At 32.0% G+C, this 20,375-nt stretch carries 9 protein-coding genes; 3 read left to right on the top strand and 6 right to left on the bottom strand.

Annotation, left to right across the window (positions count from 1 at the left end):
* Positions 1-9 precede the first annotated feature (9 nt).
* The gene (locus tag BUB70_RS02370) at positions 10-4,998 is read left to right on the top strand and encodes a translocation/assembly module TamB domain-containing protein (protein WP_073118079.1); all 4,989 of its coding nucleotides are present in this window, start codon (positions 10-12) and stop codon (positions 4,996-4,998) included.
* On the top strand, positions 4,959-7,277 hold the full coding sequence (tamL, locus tag BUB70_RS02365; RefSeq protein ID WP_234950292.1) for a translocation and assembly module lipoprotein TamL: 2,319 nt from the start codon (positions 4,959-4,961) through the stop codon (positions 7,275-7,277). Before BUB70_RS02370 ends, tamL begins: the two co-directional genes overlap by 40 nt.
* Positions 7,278-7,338: 61 nt before the next feature.
* Here the strand turns inward: tamL and BUB70_RS02360 are convergent, their stop codons facing one another.
* The 6 genes from BUB70_RS02360 to BUB70_RS14205 all read right to left on the bottom strand — a co-directional run bounded on the left by BUB70_RS02360 (position 7,339) and on the right by BUB70_RS14205 (position 17,723).
* Positions 7,339-7,791: a CBS domain-containing protein gene (locus tag BUB70_RS02360; RefSeq protein ID WP_073118078.1), complete on the bottom strand. Its 453-nt coding sequence runs from the start codon at positions 7,789-7,791 to the stop codon at positions 7,339-7,341.
* A gap of 78 nt (positions 7,792-7,869) precedes the next feature.
* A complete protein-coding gene (locus BUB70_RS02355) occupies positions 7,870-8,331 on the bottom strand; it encodes an Lrp/AsnC family transcriptional regulator (RefSeq protein WP_073118077.1) in 462 nt (153 codons plus the stop codon).
* A 393-nt stretch (positions 8,332-8,724) separates the two neighbouring features.
* Complete coding sequence (locus BUB70_RS02350; protein ID WP_143155221.1) at positions 8,725-12,639, bottom strand: alpha-L-fucosidase; 3,915 nt, start codon at positions 12,637-12,639, stop codon at positions 8,725-8,727.
* Between the two features lie 176 nt (positions 12,640-12,815).
* Positions 12,816-17,168, bottom strand: a complete 4,353-nt coding sequence (locus tag BUB70_RS02345; RefSeq protein ID WP_084730142.1) for a hybrid sensor histidine kinase/response regulator transcription factor — start codon at positions 17,166-17,168, stop codon at positions 12,816-12,818.
* Between the two features lie 290 nt (positions 17,169-17,458).
* On the bottom strand, positions 17,459-17,611 hold the full coding sequence (locus BUB70_RS14345) for an IS3 family transposase (protein WP_369009010.1): 153 nt from the start codon (positions 17,609-17,611) through the stop codon (positions 17,459-17,461).
* 7 nt (positions 17,612-17,618) lie between these two features.
* Positions 17,619-17,723, bottom strand: a complete 105-nt coding sequence (locus BUB70_RS14205; RefSeq protein ID WP_229742954.1) for a winged helix-turn-helix transcriptional regulator — start codon at positions 17,721-17,723, stop codon at positions 17,619-17,621.
* A gap of 229 nt (positions 17,724-17,952) precedes the next feature.
* Between BUB70_RS14205 and metE the strand changes: the two genes are divergently transcribed.
* On the top strand, positions 17,953-20,268 hold the full coding sequence (gene metE / locus BUB70_RS02330; protein ID WP_073118075.1) for a 5-methyltetrahydropteroyltriglutamate--homocysteine S-methyltransferase: 2,316 nt from the start codon (positions 17,953-17,955) through the stop codon (positions 20,266-20,268).
* The last annotated feature ends 107 nt before the right edge of the window (positions 20,269-20,375 follow it).

The following is a 20,375-nucleotide window of genomic DNA, read 5'->3' as shown; positions in this document are numbered from 1 at the left end:
TGAAAAACAATGTTTAAAACCATTCAACAATTCTTAAAAAAGGCCATTCATTTTTTTAAATGGATGTTTTTAGGGCTATTGGTTTTGTTTATTGCCGTGGTTTTGTTAATCCGTAGTTCTTGGGGGCAAAATATTATTAAGAATAAAGTAACTGAATTTATTGCTGAAAAAATTGAAACCAAGTTTAACATAGAAAAGTTATATTTAAGTTTTTCAGGTAATTTAATTATTAAAGAACTCTATTTAGAAGATCAGCAAAAGGATACCTTATTATACAGTAAAGAACTTGAAGTTTCTGTAGCTCTTTTGCCCATTTTTACTCAAAATAAAATTAATATAAAATCGGTGGATTGGACAGGTTTAAAAGCCAAGGTCTATAAACCAGAAACAACCAAGAAATATAATTTTGATTACATCATCAATGCTTTTGTAGATCCAAATGCCTCAGAAAAACCTGTGCAAGAGCCTAATTCATCTCCACTAGATATAAAAGTAGGTACTGTTGATTTTACTAATTTTGATTTGCTTTTTAATGATGAGGTTTTAGGCATAAATACACACTTAAAACTAGGAAGTTTAGGGCTAGAATTTGGAAATAAATTTAACATCAATACTTATCGTTTTCCAATTGAAAAATTGGCTTTGGCAAATGTCAAGGTCAATTATACACAAAGTAAACCTTTACCAGAAACCGAAGAAAATCAAGAGGAATCACCTTCTCCAATTATAGAAATAGAGGAAGTGCACTTAGAAAACATAAAAGCGATTTATGATAATCAAGTAGAGAATCAATTAGCCAATGTAGATCTTGGTTTGTTTACTATTAAAGATGCTTTGGTTGATTTAGCAGCTCAAAACATAAAAATTAAGAAGGTCGGTTTAAACAATACACTTGCAGATTTGTCTTTTGTTAGCGATGAAAAAGTTATGAATCAAAATACCACTCAAATAGTTGAAAGCACAAAATTTGAATGGCCAGATTGGCAAGTAAATGTTGAGGAATTAACTTTTAAAAATAATAGCATTGCTTTAAAAACAGGGAATACCATTACGCCAAAAAATGTGTTCAATCCAGAGAATTTTAAAATCAGTAAGACCAATATTTTATTGAATGATTTTAGCTTGTTAAAAGAGGATTTGTCTATAGATTTAAAAGAGATATCATTTATAGAGAAAAGCGGTTTTCATTTAAAAGAATTGGCTTTAAAAGGGACGGTTAACAATCAACAAATTAATCTTTCAACATTCAAAATAGCAACCAACCATAGTGCTATACAGACTAATGGAAAGATTGGATATCGTTCTATGGATGATTTTATCAATCAGCCTAAAAACACCTCTTTTAATATTGATGTTAGTGACTTAAATATCAACATAAAAGATGCTTATTATTTTAATGAGGAATTAAAAGAAAACGAATATGTAAATAAATTTTCTAAGCAATCAATTACAGGAAATATTAAAGCCAAAGGAAACTTAAAAAATCTTGATATTGCTAGTTTAAACTTACAATGGGGAGCAAAAACATCGGTTAATTTATCTGGAAATATTAAAGAAGTTTTATCAGAAAATAATCTGAGTTTTGACTTGCCAAATATCCGTTTTAAAACGGATAGAAAATCTGTTTTAAGTTTAGTTAATGAGAAAGAATTTGGCGTTCGAATTCCAAATACAATAGTATTAAATTCAAGTACCAGAGGAACTTTAAAGGATATTAAAACTAGCACCGTTCTAAAATTACCGAAAGGTAAAATTGCGGTGGATGGAAGTTTTAAAAACAATAATACTACTAGTGTAAAAGGAACGTTAAAAGTGACCCAGATAAATCTAGGAAGTATTATTAATAATGATCAAATAGGTTTGTTAGATTTTGAAACAAACGTACAGGCAGATTGGAAAGAAATAGAGACTTTAAATGCAAGTTTAAGCACTAACTTTAAAGACTTAATTTTTGATAATTACAATTACAATCCTTTGCAAATAAATGCAAATATTAAACAAGGAGCTGGAGTTGTAAATACTACTTTTAAAGATGAAAATTTAGATTTTGATACAGAAACAAACATTAAACTAGATTCTTTAATTTCTAGTATAAAATCTGATATTAATATCAAAGGAATTAATCTTCAGGCTTTAAATTTAACTTCAGAAAATTTAAAAGCAAGACTTCGCGTTCGTGTTAATTATAAAACAAATCAAGATGAATTTTCTGTAAATGCACAAACGGAAAATGGTTTGTTGGTGTACAACGAAGAGTCTTTTCCATTAGGTAATTTTATAATCAAAAGCAATATTGCTAAAGACTCTACAAGTGTAAGTGTAGCGAGCGGGTTGTTAAATTTAAAATTAAACGCCAATGCCAATCCAGAGCAAACTACTGCTGCTATTAATAAACATATTAGCGCTTATTTTTCAAAAAAGAAATTAGATACTGTGTTGGGTAATACCAATTTAAAAGCGGAGTTAAGCATTAGTCAAGATCCTGTTTTGGATCAAGTGTTTTTTAAAGGGTTAAATGAATTTGAACCGATAAAATTAGCTTTGTCTTTTAACGAATCAGAAAAGAAATTAGTTTCATCTTTTAATATTCCTTTTATAGAATACCAAGGAAGTAGTATTAAAAACGGACAGTTTTATTTAAACAGTTTGGCTGATAAATTTGATTTAGATTTAAAAATAGACAATGTAAAATATGATCCTATTAACATTCAAAATATCAATTTACAAGGAAAGGTAATTGATGGCGTGGTGATGTTAGATTTTTCTACTTCTGATGAAGCGGAAAAAATTATCAATATCAATTCAGAAATAAAAGCCAGTGACTCATTGGTTAAATTTCATATCAATCCAAAGAATTTAATTTTGAATAGTAAGTTATGGAAAATACCAGAGAGTAATGCTATTCTGTTTAACGGAAATATTACTTCTACGGATTTTGAATTGTCTAGAAACAATCAAACTTTAAGTTTTGAGGCACAGGTAAAAGAAGAAAATAACAACAATTTGTTAATCAATTTTCAGCGTTTTGATTTGTTAAATTTAATGGCTTTTTTAAACCCAGAACAAAATATAGCGAGTGGAATTGTTGGTGGAAGTGTGGAAATAAATCGTTTTAACAAAGAACAAAATCTTGTTTCTGATGTAAAAATTGAAGAATTAAATGTACTTGAAAATGCTTTAGGAACTTTAAAATTAAATGCCAAAACCATTAACAATAAAAATTACGATGTAGCTCTTTCTTTACAAGAACAAAACAACATTGATTTGTTGGTAGAAGGTAGTTATAATACCGAAGAAAGTAAATCGCCATTAAATTTAAAAGTGAATTTAAACAAACTAAGTTTAAGTAAAATAGAAGCTTTTGGTAAACAATATATTTCTAATGCATCGGGAAGTATATCTGCCAATTTTAATATGAATGGTAAAATGGATGCTCCCATTTATAATGGTGATTTAAATTTTAACAATGCCAAATTAGAGGTAAATAGTTTTAATACTTCTTTTACTTTTCCCGAAGAATCTATCAAAATAGACAACTCAAGCATTTTGTTAAATAAGTTTACTATTTTAGATAAAGAACAAAATTCTTTTGTGTTAGATGGTGAAATAATCACAAGCGATTTTTCGAATCCTAAATTTAATTTGACATTAAATTCAGAAAATTTACAAGTTTTAAACTCTACCGAAGAAGATAACGATTTGTATTATGGTCAATTATTTTTAGATACAGATGTAAAAATAGAAGGAGATTTAAATATTCCTAAAGTAACAGGAACCATTAAAATTAATGATAATACCGATTTTACTTATGTTATTCCAGAATCGGAAATAGAAGCGGTAGAAAGAGAAGGTGTGGTTGTTTTTGTAAATAAAAAACAAACCAATGATATTTTAACAGCTGATGGGAACTCAGAAACATCTACAGGTGTTGTTACAGGATTAGATATTAAAACCATTTTAAAGGTTGATAAATCGGCTATTTTAAATGTTGTCATCGATAAAAAAACAGGAGATAATTTACAGGTTTCGGGAGAAGCAGATTTAAATTTTGGAATGACTCCAAATGGTAGAACCACACTTTCTGGAAAATACGAAGTAAGTAGCGGACATTATGAAGCTAGTTTGTATAATTTGGTGAATCGTAAATTTGAAATTGCCAAAGGAAGTAGCATACTTTGGCAAGGAGATCCTTTAGAAGCCAAAATGGATATTAGTGCTATATACAAAGTAAAAGCATCGGCAAGTGGTTTAATGTCATCTGTAACTTCAGGAATGAATGCAGAAGAGCTTAATAAGTACAGAAAAAAGATGCCATTTTGGGTGTATTTAAATTTAAATGGAGAATTGTTAAAACCTGAAATCAGTTTTAATTTAGAAGTACCTGAAGAATCCAGAGGAGAATTGGGTGGACAAGTTTATACGCAAGTACAACAATTAAATAATAGAGAAGAAGATTTAAACAAACAGGTATTTTCTTTATTAGTGTTAAATCAGTTCTTTCCATCGAGTACAAGTGATGGTAGTAATGGGGGATCTCTTTCTATGGCTAGAGATAACGTAAACAAAGCTTTGTCTAATCAATTAAATAATTATTCAAATAAATTGGTTGGAAAAACTGGAGTAGAGCTAGGGTTTGAATTAGATAGTTATACAGATTATACTGATGAAGGAGAGCAAAATAACACACAGTTAAATGTAAGTGCTCAAAAAAGTTTGTTTAATGATAGATTAACCGTGCAAGTAGGTAGTGGTTTTGAAATTGAAAATACATCTAAAGATCAAAATGATAAAACGCCTATTATAGGGAACGTAAATATTGAATATGCTTTAACGGAAAATAGAAGATATAGATTAAAAGGTTTCCGTAAAAATGAATATCAAAGTGTGATTGATGGTCAGGTAATTGTAACTGGAATAGCTTTTTTATTCAACAGAGAGTTTAATAAGTTTAAAGAGCTTTGGCAGAAAGAGAATACAGAAAAAACGACAAAGGAATGAAGCAGGTAATTTTTTTAAAGGTTTGTTTATTGTTCATAGTTGTTACTGTGTTAAGTGCTTGTAGTGTAAAACGTTTTATACCTAAAGATGAAAAATTATATAGTGGAGCCACTATTAAAATAAACAACATAAATAAAATTAAAGGACTTTCCAGCTTAGAAGAGGAGTTACAAGAATTATTAAGACCAGAACCTAATAGTAAATTTTTAGGATCTAGAATTGGTTTGTATTATCACTATAAAACAGAGCAAGGAAAAAAAGGGTTTTTAACCAAATACATGAATAAAAAATTTGGAGAAAACCCCATGTATTATTCAAACGTTTCTCAAAATAAAGTCATTAATTTAATTAAGAACCGATTAGATAATCGAGGTTTTTTTAATAGTAAAGTCACGGCTTCGGTTAAAGAAAAAAAGTATACTAAAAGTATTGTCTATACTATAGATTTAACAGAGCCTTATGTGTTAGAAACGTATCAGTTAGAAAATGATACCTTGCCTTTTTATAAAGAAATTAAAGAGGAATTAAAAACCACTTTATTAAAAAAAGGAACTAGGTATAGTTTGGAATCTTTTAAGCAAGAAAGAATTAAAATTGATGAAAGTTTAAAGGCCAGAGGATATTACAATTTCAATCAAGATTTTATCATTTTTGAGGCAGATACCAATCAATACAAGAACAAGCGTTTTGATTTGTATTTAAGAATAAAAAAAGAAACCCCTAAAAAAGCATTGATTCCTTATCAAATAAATAAAATCACTGTTTATCCAAATCATAATTTAGATCAAAAAAATAAAGTTTTAGACAGTACAGAATATAAAGGAGTTTACTTTATACAAGACACTGTGTTTTTTAAACCAAAAAGACTCCATAATTATTTGTTACTAAACAAGGATGATTTTTACAACCCACAAAATTCAAAAATTACTAGTAAAAGATTGTCCTCAATTGGAACGTATAAATATGTAAATATTCAATTTGATGAAAAAAGTTATCAAGAAAATGATAGTCTTGGTAGCTTAGAAGCTAATATTTATTTGTCTCCTTTGAACAAAAGATCTTTAGGATTGGAATTGCAGGCGGTTACCAAATCCAACAATTTTGCAGGTCCAGGATTGTCTATTAATTACCGAAATAGAAATTTGTTTAGTGGAGGAGAATTGTTAAGTCTTACTGGAACCGTTGCTTATGAAACTCAAATTGGGAACAATACTCAGAATTTAAATGGTTTAAAAGTAGGGTTGGGAGCAAGTTTAACGTTTCCTAGATTAATTTTTCCTTGGGATTTAACAGGTCGTTTTAAATATGGTGTTCCAAAAACTAAAATTTCTTTTGATTCAGAATATTTAAGTAGATCTAATTTGTACGGATTGTCTTCTTTTACTAGTAGTTTTGGATATCATTGGGATGCTAATAAATATTTAAGTCATCAAATCAACCCTATCAATATTAATTATGTAAAGTTGTTTAATACAACTTCTGATTTTAAAGATATTTTAGAAAAAAATGCTTTTTTACAAAGTAGCTTTGATCAACAATTTATTGCTGGATTTACATATAATTTAACTTATAGTGAGTTGGGAAGAAGTTCCAAGAAAAATCAGATATTCTTCGCTTCTAATCTTGACATTGCTGGTGGAGCATTAAGTCTATTGAGTCAAAATACTTCTGCTGGAAAGAAGACTTTTTTAGGATTAGAATATGCACAGTATGCCAAGGTAGATATAGATTTTAGATATTATTTAGGGTTGGGAAAAGAACAAACTTTGATTACAAGATTGTATGGTGGTTTGGGAATTCCTTATGGAAACTCATCTGTTTTACCATTTACAAAACAATTTTTTGCTGGGGGGCCTTATAGCGTTAGAGGTTTTGCTTCAAGGTCAATTGGACCAGGAAGATATAATGGTAGTACAACCAATAGTACTTATTTTGATAGCTCTGGAGATATTCGTTTGGAGGCCAATTTAGAATATCGATTCCCTATTTATTCTTTAATAAAAGGAGCTTTATTTGCCGATGCAGGAAATGTTTGGTTATATAATAATAGCTCGTCATTAGAAGAAGATAATAGTTTGTCGCTTGAAGGAGGTCAGTTCTCTTCTAATTTCATCAATGAATTAGCGGCAAGTGTAGGAGCTGGAGTAAGAGTAGATATTCAAAGCTTTGTCATTAGGTTTGATTTGGCAACGCCCGTTAAACAACCCATATCAAATTCTTTAAGTACAATTAAGTTAAGCAACACTATTTTAAATTTTGCTATAGGATATCCTTTTTAAATATAAAGAGCGTTATTATATTTATATAATAACGCTCTTCGTAGTTTAGCTAGTATAGTTTTTATCTCATTTCCAAAGCAGCTTTTAAAACATCTTTTCTACTAATTTGACCAATAATTTTACCTCCCTCGGTTACAGGAAAACGGTTTCTTCTTGAGGTACAAAACATATGTGCTGCATCAAAAATATTGGTATCTCCCACAATAGTTTCTACAATGGTTTCCATGTATTCTTCAACCGTTTGGTCGTGTAAAGGAATATTGTAATATCTACTATGAGCAATTTTTTTCATACAGTCTCCTTCGGAAATCATTCCTAAAATCATGTCATTTTCATCCAAAACACATGCACCAGCAATATTGTTAGTAACCAGTATTTGCATTGCTTCCCCAATACTTAATTTGGGAGAAAAGGTTATCAACCTATTTCTAGGAACCATATAATCCGAAACTAATATTTTGTCTACTACAGTTCCTGCTCGTGTATCGGGTGATCTAAAGTTTTTGATAGCCATATTGAGTATTTTTTAGTTGAATACCTAATATAGTGTTTATTTTTTATCAAAACAATAGCTTTGTTGTTATTTGTTTTGTTAAATAGGGATTTCGGTAGAGTTTTTAATTTCTCCCATTACAAAGGTGCTTTGAGTACTTCCAATATTCTTTACATTTCCTAAATGATTTAGAACAAAGTTCTGATAGCCTTCCATGTCATTTACCATTACTTTTAATAAAAAGTCATAATCTCCAGAAATGTTATAACATTCAGTTACTTGTTTTAAAGCAGTAATATCTTTTACAAACTGATTTCCAATTTCCATGGTATGTTCTTTCAGTTTTATATTGCAAAACACAATTAACTTTTTACCTAAAAGAGTTCTATCTAATAAGGCAACGTGTTTGGTAATATAACCGTTTTTTTCAAGTTTTTTAATCCTTTCGTGAACGGGTGTGTTAGATAAGTTGGTAATGTTAGCCAGTTCTTTTATAGTAATTCTAGCATTTTTTTGTAACTGTTTTAAAAGTGTTAAGTCTGTTTTGTCGGGTATATACATGGTGTTTTTTTCTTTTTTAGCTTTTTCAAAAACTAAGATAGTGTTTTTTTCTGTTTAACTATCTTTAAAAGGTTTTTTACTCTGTATATAGATTGTTTTTTGGTTTTTTTTACATATCTAATCTTATATCTTGATCAATTCCTACTGACCTAGCTATGAAGCACGAATTCATTTTTTTTTATGGAAGGGAAACCCTAGACGGCCCTTAAAGGCGGTACTTGGGTTGGCATTTGTAAGATATTGGCAAGTTTTGGTCTGAGCGTAGCTCGTGTGACTTGCCAATATACTTACAAATAGAGTGAGCTTTTGATTGTTAAATATTTATTTGAGACTAACAACCTCTTATATATGAAAATTTAGGTTTCTTAAATACTAAAAAATACACAAACTCAATTAATGACAAACAATTTTATATGCATATCTATCAATAATGATAAAATATAATCCTTGTTTAACAGGTATAGACAGAGAAGTCATAGTAGCTTTTTCTTTATAAATAGATTTACCATCTAACGTATAAACACGAACCAACTCACCATTTAGACCATTTATCATTATGGTGTTTTTTTCAGAGTAAATATCATAAGGATTAATATCATTCTCTGTGTTTTTAACATCTTTAATACTCAACGAAGTTTTTGGTTTAATTTCTATCGATTCAATATTTGATATATGATTATTGTATTTTACTGTGATTTTATGATTTCCATCTATTAAAAAAGGATCGGATTCAGAAGTATCAAAAAGCAATGAACTTGATGTGGAAATGGGCGATAGAGAAACAAATGGAGTCGTTTCGTCATCTTTGTAGAAATCATACATTGAGTTTTTAGGAATAGTGCCGTTTAATGCAGTATGTATAGAAAACTTTCTATGACTGCTGGCCCCAAAATCGATATCGCCAATTATAATGCTTCCATTAGCATTTCCTTCAATATATCTAAAGTTGTCCGCTGAGACGTGCCAACTTAAATTTGTAAGTAAATCAAATTCACTGGAACCAATAGTGTATAGTTCATCAGCAACAGTTGCATCAAAGGCTCCTTCGTTTAAATAATTGCCTTCTTCAGATATAACTCGTAATAGATTGATTTCTGTTGCCCTAAATTCCAAGTTAGAACTCGTAGTTAAATCTCCAATCCATCCTAAATAAATTGTAGACTCTTCTTCGATTGTAAATGTTAAACCATAATGCTCTCCATTTGTAGGAGCCCCTGAAATGGGGTAAAAGGCTAAAGCAGTCTCCTTCATATTTGAAAGATTGGGAACTGATTTTGACACAAACAAATACATTTCAGACATATTGAAATTTGCATCGTAAGCTGCTGTAAAAACGTATTTTCCAGCAGGTAGTGTAATTTTTTTGTACAATTTGGCATTCGATGGATCACCAACAGCATTTGCAACATCTCCCCAAAAACCCATCATTAAAGAATTATAGCCAGACCATTTATCAATTCCATTTCTAAGCCCTTCTGAACTTGTCTGACAGTTAAAATTTTCTACCGTCCAGTTTTTCGGTGTCCCGAACCTGCTATAAGAAGCATCTTTACGTTGAATACTTGTGTAATTACCCAGGTATGTCGATGAAATATCATTATCATTTCCATCTAGAAGTAATATTTCATTAACCCTCATACTTCTGGTAGCAGCTTCTGATGCAATGGTTGTAGTCCATCCAATGCTTACTTTTGTTTCTTCTGACAATGAAAATGCACAAGCTGAAATCTGACTTCCTGTTGAAGAATTTTGCATATCGTAATAAGCCAATGCATTTGTTGGCACGTCTGTTGTTAATGGCAAAACATCACCAGCAGCAACATTCATGTATATCTCTCCTGCTTTTAAACCATATTGTTCATGCACCTTAATTTTAAGCTTATAACTGCCAGCAGGTAGTGTTGTGGTTTGATATATCATTCCATTCTCAATTACTGGATCAGACGAGAACCACTTTTGAATACCCACAGATCGACTGTTACTATAATTATCGAAACCTCCTCTGGAATTCCCTTCTTGATTCACAATATTGCTGGTATACTTCCAGGGCTCTGCTAGTAATCCCCATCGTCCGGTTCCGGAGACACCTTCATCCGACCTGTCAAAGTTGCGAGCCTCCTGCAATGCTACACGTGTAATGTTCTGAGTGTTTGCAAAAGACAGTTTTCCACCTTTATTTTGACCATATTCATTAAAGTTGTTTATCGCTTCCTTTAATGTTAAGATGCCTGTTTTAATAGTAGAATCATTGCTGGTTTGTTCAATGGACTGAGCAACAATGATTGCATCATTTAATGTATTAATAGAATCCTGAATATACTGTCCGGTATTAAGACCAATATTCTGTTCAGCTGATGTAACTTCAGCCTGAGCTTCGTTTATTAATTGAGAAAGACTTGAATAATTATATATACTTGGACCAATTTTAAAGCCTACAGCGGTTTTATAATTCATCGAAGCAGGACAGGTTATATGTAAACCATCAGCATCCTGATTCCATGTAAGTACTCCATCATAGCCTAAAAGTTTTACAGAGCTAATTGGTGCTGCCAACAGATCGCTTGATGTACCTAATGAAGTTATTGTAAGTTCTTCATTTGCTTGAGGCACTTTCATACACCATGCATACAAGCTGTCGTTCTTACCAACAGTAAAGCGGAAATCAGTTGTATAAAAAGTGTGATTTGCTTGATTACTACCAATTTTTCCACCTGGAAGCACATTTAGATTACCGCCTGCACCTTCTCCTAGCACCTCCCAGGCATGACTTCCATATATTCCTTCTCCGTTAATTGATAACCACTCACCAATTTGCGTAAGCATTGTTGTGCTTCCTGCATCAAACGATCCATCAGGTAGGGGCGAAACGCATAAGCCAACATTACCATCGCGGGCAACTTGTTCCAGTAAGTATCGAATCACAGCATTAGAGCTATATGTAAAGTTTGGAGCATAAAACCAATCACCTACTGGAGTTTCTGCAATCCATGCCTGATCGGTTTTTATATTTCCTGGAATACTACCTTCTTCAGTATTAACCGTACCATTGGTTTTGTTTCGGAATTTGACAATACTAAACACATCAACTTCACCACGACGATTCAATGTTTTATTGTAAAAGTCAGCTATAACACGCTGCATAGCATCGCTCTTATATCCTGTACCGGTACCAAATCCACTAAAAGGTTGTTGGTCGGTTCCATCAGTATATATAAAGTCAGGGTTGTATTTATCAACAGCATCCATCATACGCAGTGCCCACCATTTGGCATACCACTCACTGAATTCTAAATGATTGCTAAAGATACCTGCTGGAGGAGGGGACCAATTACTATTGGCAGCACTTGCAACTCCTTTGTATTCGCGTAAGTTAACGCCATATAAGTATCGTGGATCCATACCTTCCCACCATTGTCCGACACCATCGGCAAGAGTTAAATTACCATCGTATGGTACCCCCGCTTTACCGCCGGTTACATCACTCTGAAAGGCAGTTTGCCACCACCACCATGAATATTCATGATGAAAAGTAATACCGAAACGCATATCTGCATTTTTAGCTGCAGTTACCCACTCACCAACTAAATCGCGTTTGGGTCCCATATTTGTTGAATTCCATGGCTGGTATTTTGAATCCCACATATCAAACTGATCGTGGTGAACTCCTTGGATTATTAGGTATTTCACTCCTGCATTTTTGAATAATTCAACTAGTCCCGCAGGATCTAGTTTGTCAGGATTCCAGTCGCGAAGCACCTCTTTATAACCAACTTCTGATGGATGTCCGTAGTTACTAAGGTGGTTATTATAAGCAGTTGTACCTTGTGTATAAAGTCTTCTAGCATACCAGTCGCCGCTTTCACCTGCAGCTTGTGGCCCAAAATGAATCCAAATTCCAAATTTGGCTTCCCTCAGCCAGTCGGGGGTTCCAGGATAATTAGCTTCAATCGACTCCCATGTGGGTTCAAAAGGACCGGAGGAAATAGGAAGATCCAGTTTCACCTCTTCAAATGTTTTGGAGTTATCCATTTCAACAGAATTTTCAGTTAATGGATCCTGAATATCGGGGATAGGTTCAAGTTCGTAATCCAGTGACTGTGCTGAAACCACATTTGGTAATGTCAAATTTGCCAACGCAAAGACAATGATTAAAAGGTAATTTTGTAGTTGTTTCATTGTATATTTTTTTTGATTCTTTAAATAATAGGGTGTAATATTATTAATAAAGAATAAGTTGGAGGTTAATGAATCTGGAATAAAGGATGAAGAATTTGGAATATTAATGGCATATGATTGACCATCAAACATGCATTAACGCTGTTATCTTTAGATTGAAGATGAACTACTCAAACAACTTTTAATCATGACAAAATGAGTCTGATTTGTAATCAATCATCAGATATGTATCGCAAATAGGTGTAAGAAAGTTTATCAATTGAGCACTATACCTCAATTAAAAAAAAATTATTGCTGAAACTTTTCTGTTATTTGTTTTTTATATAGTTAGAAGGGAGTATTCCAAAATATCTCTTGAATTTTTGACTAAAGTATTTTGGGTCATTGAAACCTACTTCGTATGCAACTTCACTAATATTTTTAGCTGAATTGTTCAGCAGCTCGGCGGCTCTTTTTAAACGAATTATAGTAATAAAATCACCCGCCGACTTGTTCACAATTACCTTTAATTTTTTGTGAAGCAGACTATGGCTTACATTCATTTTATCAACCAATTCTTTGACACCAAACTCAGGATTTGTATAGTTCTCTTCTACAATTTCAAAGGCTTTATTAATAAAATCGCTATCGGCTTTCGTTGTAGTAATTTCAGAAGAAGATATACTAACATCACCACTAAAATGTTTCCTTAATTTTTCACGGGACTCAAGCAGGTTCTTTATTTTAGCCTTAAGTAAATCAAGGTCGAATGGTTTTGGAACATAATCGTCGGCACCAGATTCTAGGCCTTCTATCCAATTTTCGACTAAAGAACGTGCCGTTAAAAGTATAACAGGAATATGGCTTGTAAGCAGGTTGTTTTTAATACGGGTACATAATTCTAAACCATCCATAACTGGCATCATTATGTCGCTAATGATAAGTTCAGGATTATGGACTTTTGCAATTTCATATGCTGTTTTTCCATTTTCTGCTTCCAGAATATTATAGTTGTATACAAGACTGTTGATTACAAATTCTCTTAGGTCAAAATTATCTTCAACGATTAGAATCGTAGGTTTATCGGTACTTTTTAAAGTATTTTTTGTGGAGGTGTTTTTTTTGGTGTTAGTTTCAACAGATAATTCACTAGAATCCATTTTATGTTTTAAACCGCTGTTATCCCAAATCATTGTCTCATCCGAAATTTCATTGGAGCTGAATGATTCTTTTTGAAAAGGAATAATTACAGTAAAAGTAGATCCTTTGCCTACTTCACTTTTAACGTGAATAGTTCCATGATGTGCAATTACCAAGTCCTTGGTAAGCGATAAGCCAATACCAGATCCCCTATTCTTTATATTCTCAGGCGTGTCTATTTGATAGAAACGTTTAAAGATATTGCCAAGATGTTCGGCAGGTATCCCGATACCTGTATCGACAACTTTTATGATTACGGTTGAGGCCTGCAGGTTTAAATCTGCTATTTTCGAATTTACCTTTAGAGAGATACTAATTTCCCCATTTGCAGGAGTATGCTTAAAAGCGTTTGAAAGCAGGTTGAAAAGAATATTTTCTAGTTTTTCATAATCAAACCATTGATCATCATTAATTTGTTCGTGCGTAAAAGTAAAATTGATTTGTTTTTCTTGTGCCAGCTGTTCAAATGAAGTGCATATCTCGTTTATAAATGATAATAGGTCTCCTCTCGAAACTTTTAGCTCTAACTTGTTGGTCTCCACTTTTCTGAAGTCTAGTAATTGGTTTATAAGATGAATTAATCGTTGTACATTACGATCAATGATTTGAAGCGATTTCTTTGTTTCATCAGGTTCAGGGTTGGTTGTGAGTAATTTTTTAACCGGACCGGCAATAAGTGTTAACGGGGTTCGGAATTCGTGTGAAATATTGGTAAAAAAACGAAGCTTTAATTGATTGACATGTTGAACTTTTTTATTCAGATCCATTAATTCATTATGTTGTGCTGTAATCTCTTTGTTCTGAATGGTAAGTTGTTCTTTTTGTAGTGCAATTTCATTGGTTCTGTTTTTTACTATTTCCTCGAGACTTTGTTTTTGAATGATCAATATTCTTGTTCGATACCTGAAATAGAATGCAATAAAAAATGCCAGTAACGAAATACCAAATATTTTAAACAACAGGGTGTCCCAAAACGGAGGTGTAATAATAATATCAAGTTTTGTAGGATGCTGGCTCCATTCTCCATTACTGTTAGATGCTTTTACAAGAAAGGTATATTTTCCTCCATCAAGGTTTCTGTAATTTGCAAATCGTTGGGTCGAAGAAGTATGTATCCATTCATCATCAACTCCTTCCAGTTTGTATGCATAGTTGATTTTTTGTGGTTGAAAATAAGTAAGCGCAGAAAATTCAATTGAGAATATGTCTTCTTTGTAAGTTAAACGGACTTCAGAAGCCATAGAAATATCCTTACTAAGGATGTTTTTTTTGTGTTCCTCCTCGCCAACATTAACAGATTTATTGAATAGTTTAAAGTCGGTGAAGGTTACATTCGTCATAGGATCGATGTCTTTTATTTCAATTGGCACAAAATAGTTAACCCCATTTGTTCCGCCAAAATAGAGTGTCCCATCTTCTCCTTTGGTACTTGCCCCCCAAAAAAACTGGTTACTTTGTAAACCATCGGATGCATAATAGTTGCTGAATTTCTTCGTTGTAATATCGAACCTTGACAATCCGTAATCGGTACCTATCCACAAGTCACCATTTTTATCTGTTTGTATGCTGTAAATTACATTGTTCGATAGTTCATCCTTTTCGTTGAAGCTTCTAAATATAACTTCGTCATTATTTTTTCGTTGGATCTGGCAGATTCCGTGACCAAAAGTTCCTGCCCAGATGTTCCCGATGTGATCTTCGCAAAGTGTTTCAATAAAATTGCATGGCAATGAATTAGGCTGATCTGCATTTGAGCGATAATAGGTTATATCAACATCAGACAAACTGGTTTTCAGTTTTGACTCATGAAAGCAATACAGTCCTAGTCTTGTTCCGATCCAGAAAAAGCCTTGCTTGTCCTTAAGAATACAGCGTACCTGACTAATGTTGTTTGTCCAGTTCTGATTATTAGCAACTGGTGTTATATTTTTGTTCTCTGTAATCAGTTTGTCTAATCCATATTCGCCTCCAATCAGCACAAAACTACTATCAATATGGATACTGGTAATGGATTTGTTTAGCATGCTGTTCCAGCCGTTTTTCTCTGAGATTCTTTCAAAACGAATGGGTTTTGAATTTAAATGGACTCTATTTAAACCGCTTTCCCAGGTACCAATCCATAAATTACCAATGTTATCTTTTTTAATTGCAGAAACATAATTTCCGTTTATGCTTTGCAAATCGCCAGGTATGTTTTTGAAATGATTGTATTTACCTGTTAGCTTATCTAAACAATAAAGGCCGCTTCCTGCTGTGCCAATCCATAATGTTTTTGGATCTGTGTATATTGAGTTGATTATATTATTGTTGTTTGTTTCTTCGGGCAATGGTTCAATAACAATGTGCTTAAATTTTTTTTGATGTACATTATAGTGATTAACGCCTCCCATGTGAGTTCCGATCCAAACATTACCTAAACTATCGGTTTCAATACATGAAATCAATTCATTGCTCAATGCATAGTCACTATTGCTTTTCACAGAAAATTGATAGAATCTGCTTTCTTTCCTGACAAACTTGTATAAACCATTTATAGAACCTATTAGCAGATTGCCTTCTATATCTTCGTCAATCGTATTTATTGCGGAATTTGAACTATTTGACTGGTTTTTAGTATCAAACAAGAAATATTTAATTTCACCAGTTGCCTTATTCATCTGGTTTAATCCATTCCAGGTTCCAATCCAGATATATCCAAATGAATCTTCAAAAATGACTGAAACAGAATTATGGCTTAAAGGATTTATTTCATCTGAAATGTTTCGGTATGGTTCAAAAGAATTGGTGCTGTTATCTAATTTATTAATACCATTGTCTGTTCCTATCCAAAGGTTGTTTTCTTTGTCGATAAACAATGTATGAATTGTATTGCTTAATATACCTGTTGGTTCGTTTGGTGTGTATTGATATCGTTTGAAAATATATTTTGCGTTCGTAGTTTTTTGAATACGAATCAAACCCTGAGTGTATGTGCCTGCCCAAATAATGCCGTTTTTATCACACACAATATCGGAAATGTTATTGTCGGAAATGCTATTGGTATCTTCAGGATTCTGAAACAGAACGGAGAAGGTATTGGTTTTGGTGTCAAATATATTCAACCCATTTTCTGTTCCAATCCATAAATTTCCTTCTAAATCTTCACAAATAGAATGAATAAAATTACTCGATAAATCATGTTCGGAGTTTCCTGCTTTATAAACTTTAAAGGAATATCCATCATATCTATTTAGTCCATTTCGTGTAGCGAACCAAACAAAACCTCTACTGTCTTTAAGAATATCTTCGATTGTATTTTGTGAAAGACCATTATCACTGGTTATGTGATTAAAACGGACATCAAAGTTTTGAGTATACGCAGAAGACACACAAAACAGAAAACTCGCAAATAGGAGTGATATTTTTTTTAATAAGTTATGTAATTGCTGTGAGTCGTATTTATTATGAAGCAATTGTCGTTTTGTATGAAACTTATATAACATTAATTAAACTTTATTTTGATCCAAAGATATTTGAAATATATTGTTTGGATGTACTGACTTCAAAAAGAATAGTTTATTTAAATATTTGGTTTGTAGAGTTGGATTTCTCTCTTCATAGCGTGGGGGAGAATAAACAAAATAAATTTCCTCGTACTGTACTTTTAACGAAGCACCTATCCAGTTAATTCGTTTTTGATAATCAATTTAATTTTCTTTTATCGTATCAATGTGTTGATTTGATGGATCTCTTTTTTTAGTACTAAAATAGATCTACATATGATTGATTAAAGTTAAGCTACGTTTTGGTGTACGTGATTAGGTGTTTTATATTTTAAACATAAATGTAATTTTTTAGAGTTATATGATTTGATTGTATTTTTACTTGCTTTTTTTGTTTTTTGCAAGCTATCAAAGGTTTGGTGTAGATAAAACTCGTCTTCCAGAATGCTGTTAACATGTTAATATAGCAAAGTGTTTGGTAATATAACCGTTTTTTTCAAGTTTTTTAATTCTTTCATGAATGGATGTATTAGGTAAGTTGGTAATGTTAGCCAGTTCTTTTATAGTAATTCTAGCATTTTTTGTAACTGTTTTAATAATGTCAAGTATGTTTTGTCTGGTGTATAAATAGTATTTTTTTCTTTTTTTAGCTTTTTCAAAAACTAAGATAGTGTATTTTTCTGTTTAATTATTTTTAAAAGGTTTTTTATCTGTATTTAGACTGTTTTTTTAGATGTATTTTGTTGTGTTGTAGTTTTGTGGTAGAATTTTAATCTAAAATACTATGAAAAATCATGTTTTAGGATATCCTAGAGTAGGAGCAAAAAGAGAATTAAAAAAAGCAACAGAAAGTTATTGGGCTAAAAACAGTAATCAAGAGACTTTAGAGTTTGTTGCGTATGAAATTAGAAAAGAAAACTGGAAAAAACAACAAGAAGCAGGCATAGATTTAATTCCTGTTAACGATTTTTCTTTTTACGATCAGGTACTAGATACCACCTTGTTAGTTGGTGCGGTGCCAGAACGTTATCAAGAATTATTGAATAACAAAAATTTTTCTGAGTTAGAGGTCTATTTTGCCATGGCAAGAGGATTACAAACAGAAAATTACGATATAACGGCTATGGAGATGACCAAGTGGTTCGATACCAATTATCATTATATTGTTCCAGAGTTTGTAAAAAATCAGACTTTTCAGTTTTTATCAAAAAAAATAATTAATGAATATAAAGAAGCCGTTGCGCTAGGAATTAATGCAAAGCCAGTATTAATTAGTCCGGCATCGTATTTATTGTTGGGTAAAGAAAAAGAAGCAGGGTTTGATAAGCTGGATTTGTTGAATGACTTGTTAGTTGTTTATAAAGAAGTTATTACTGAATTAGAGCAATTAGGAGCTACTTATATCCAAATTGATGAACCTTTTTTAGCATTAAATTTAACTGATAAGGAACAATTTACCATTCAGAAAACACATCAGTTTTTAAGTAAGGAATTTCCCAAGGTAAAGTTCATTACTGCTACTTATTTTGATGATGTTTTAGATAATTTAGTATTGATTAATCAATTACCAGGAGCTGTATTACATGTTGATTTAACCAGAGGAAATGAAACTCAATTGGATAAAATATTACAATCTGATTTTAAAAATCAATCAAAAATATTGTCTTTAGGATTGGTAGATGGACGTAATATTTGGAAGAATGATATTACCAAATCTATTACAAAAATCAACAAAGCCAAAGAAGTTTTAGGAGCCGATAGAGTTTGGGTAGCTACTTCAAGTTCTTTATTGCACGTTCCAGTTGATTTAGAAAGCGAAGAAAAATTAGATGAGGAATTAAAATCATGGTTAAGTTTTGCTGCTCAAAAATTAGAAGAAGTAGTGTTGTTACAAAAATTAAGTACCCATCCTACTCATGCTGATTTATTGTCTTTTGAAAACAATAAAAAAGACATTCAAGAAAGAAGAGAGTCTGGTAGAATTCACAAATTCAAGGTGAAAAATCGTGAATGTTTTATTAAAGAGAAGCATTTACATCGTAAAAGTTCTTTTAGAACAAGAAAAATCATTCAAACAGCAGTATTACAATTACCATTGTATCCTACCACTACCATAGGTTCTTTTCCCCAAACTCCAGAAGTAAGAAGTTGGAGAGCCAAGCATAAAAAAGGATTAATTAGCAACGAGGAATACAATGCTTTGCTAGCTCAAGAAACCAAAGAATCTATCGAGTTTCAAGAAAACGTGGGACTGGATGTTTTAGTGCATGGAGAGTTTGAAAGAAATGATATGGTTGAATATTTTGGTGAGCAGTTAGAAGGTTTTGCTTTTACTCAATTTGGATGGGTGCAGAGTTACGGAACTCGTTGTGTAAAGCCACCTATTATTTTTGGGGATGTAGAGCGTTTAAACCCGATGACTTTAGAGTGGATAAAATATGCGCAATCCTTAACAAATAAATATGTAAAAGGAATGTTAACAGGGCCTGTAACTATTTTACAATGGTCATTTGTAAGAGATGATCAGCCAAGAAAAACCACTTGTAATCAAATTGCTTTGGCCATTAGAGATGAGGTGGTAGATTTAGAAGCAGCGGGAATCAAAATTATTCAGATAGATGAACCTGCTATTAGAGAAGGATTGCCATTAAAAAAAGAGCAATGGAATGATTACTTAACTTGGGCGGTAAATGCGTTTAAATTGTCTGCAAGTGGTGTGAAAGATGAAACACAAATTCATACTCACATGTGCTATTCAGAATTTAATGATATTATCAAATCTATTGCAGATATGGATGCCGATGTGATTACCATTGAATGTTCTCGTTCTCAAATGGAATTGTTAGATGTTTTTGCGGAGTTTAATTATCCAAATGAAATTGGACCTGGAGTTTATGATATTCATTCCCCTAGAGTTCCATCTACACAAGAAGTAATTGATTTGATTGAAAAAGCAGAAAAATATATTCCAAAAGAAAATATTTGGATCAATCCAGATTGTGGTTTAAAAACAAGAAAATGGCCAGAAACAAAAAAGGCTTTGGAAGTGATGGTGAATGCCACACAACAGATAAGAGAAAAAGTAGCAATTAGTTGTTAAGTTTAAAATCCCAGATTCCAATTATGGAATCTGGGATTTTTTTATTGAGTATAATTATGATAAATTTTCATCTCGACCTCCTCGATGATCATTTTGGTGTTCCATCG

This window comes from Wenyingzhuangia marina (genome assembly GCF_900130035.1).
In the GTDB taxonomy this organism is placed as follows: domain Bacteria; phylum Bacteroidota; class Bacteroidia; order Flavobacteriales; family Flavobacteriaceae; genus Wenyingzhuangia; species Wenyingzhuangia marina.
Note: the sequence above shows the minus strand (reverse complement) of the source record. Positions and strands in the feature narration are given on the sequence as shown.

What these genes read in the sequence shown, in the direction of transcription:
- BUB70_RS02370 (WP_073118079.1), top strand. Translation starts at nt 10, where the DNA reads ATGTTTAAAACCATTCAACAATTCTTAAAAAAGGCCATTCATTTTTTT.
- BUB70_RS02360 (WP_073118078.1), bottom strand. Translation starts at nt 7,791, where the DNA reads ATGGCTATCAAAAACTTTAGATCACCCGATACACGAGCAGGAACTGTA.
- BUB70_RS02355 (WP_073118077.1), bottom strand. Translation starts at nt 8,331, where the DNA reads ATGTATATACCCGACAAAACAGACTTAACACTTTTAAAACAGTTACAA.
- BUB70_RS02350 (WP_143155221.1), bottom strand. Translation starts at nt 12,639, where the DNA reads ATGTTTGATGGTCAATCATATGCCATTAATATTCCAAATTCTTCATCC.
- BUB70_RS02345 (WP_084730142.1), bottom strand. Translation starts at nt 17,168, where the DNA reads ATGTTATATAAGTTTCATACAAAACGACAATTGCTTCATAATAAATAC.
- metE (WP_073118075.1), top strand. Translation starts at nt 17,953, where the DNA reads ATGAAAAATCATGTTTTAGGATATCCTAGAGTAGGAGCAAAAAGAGAA.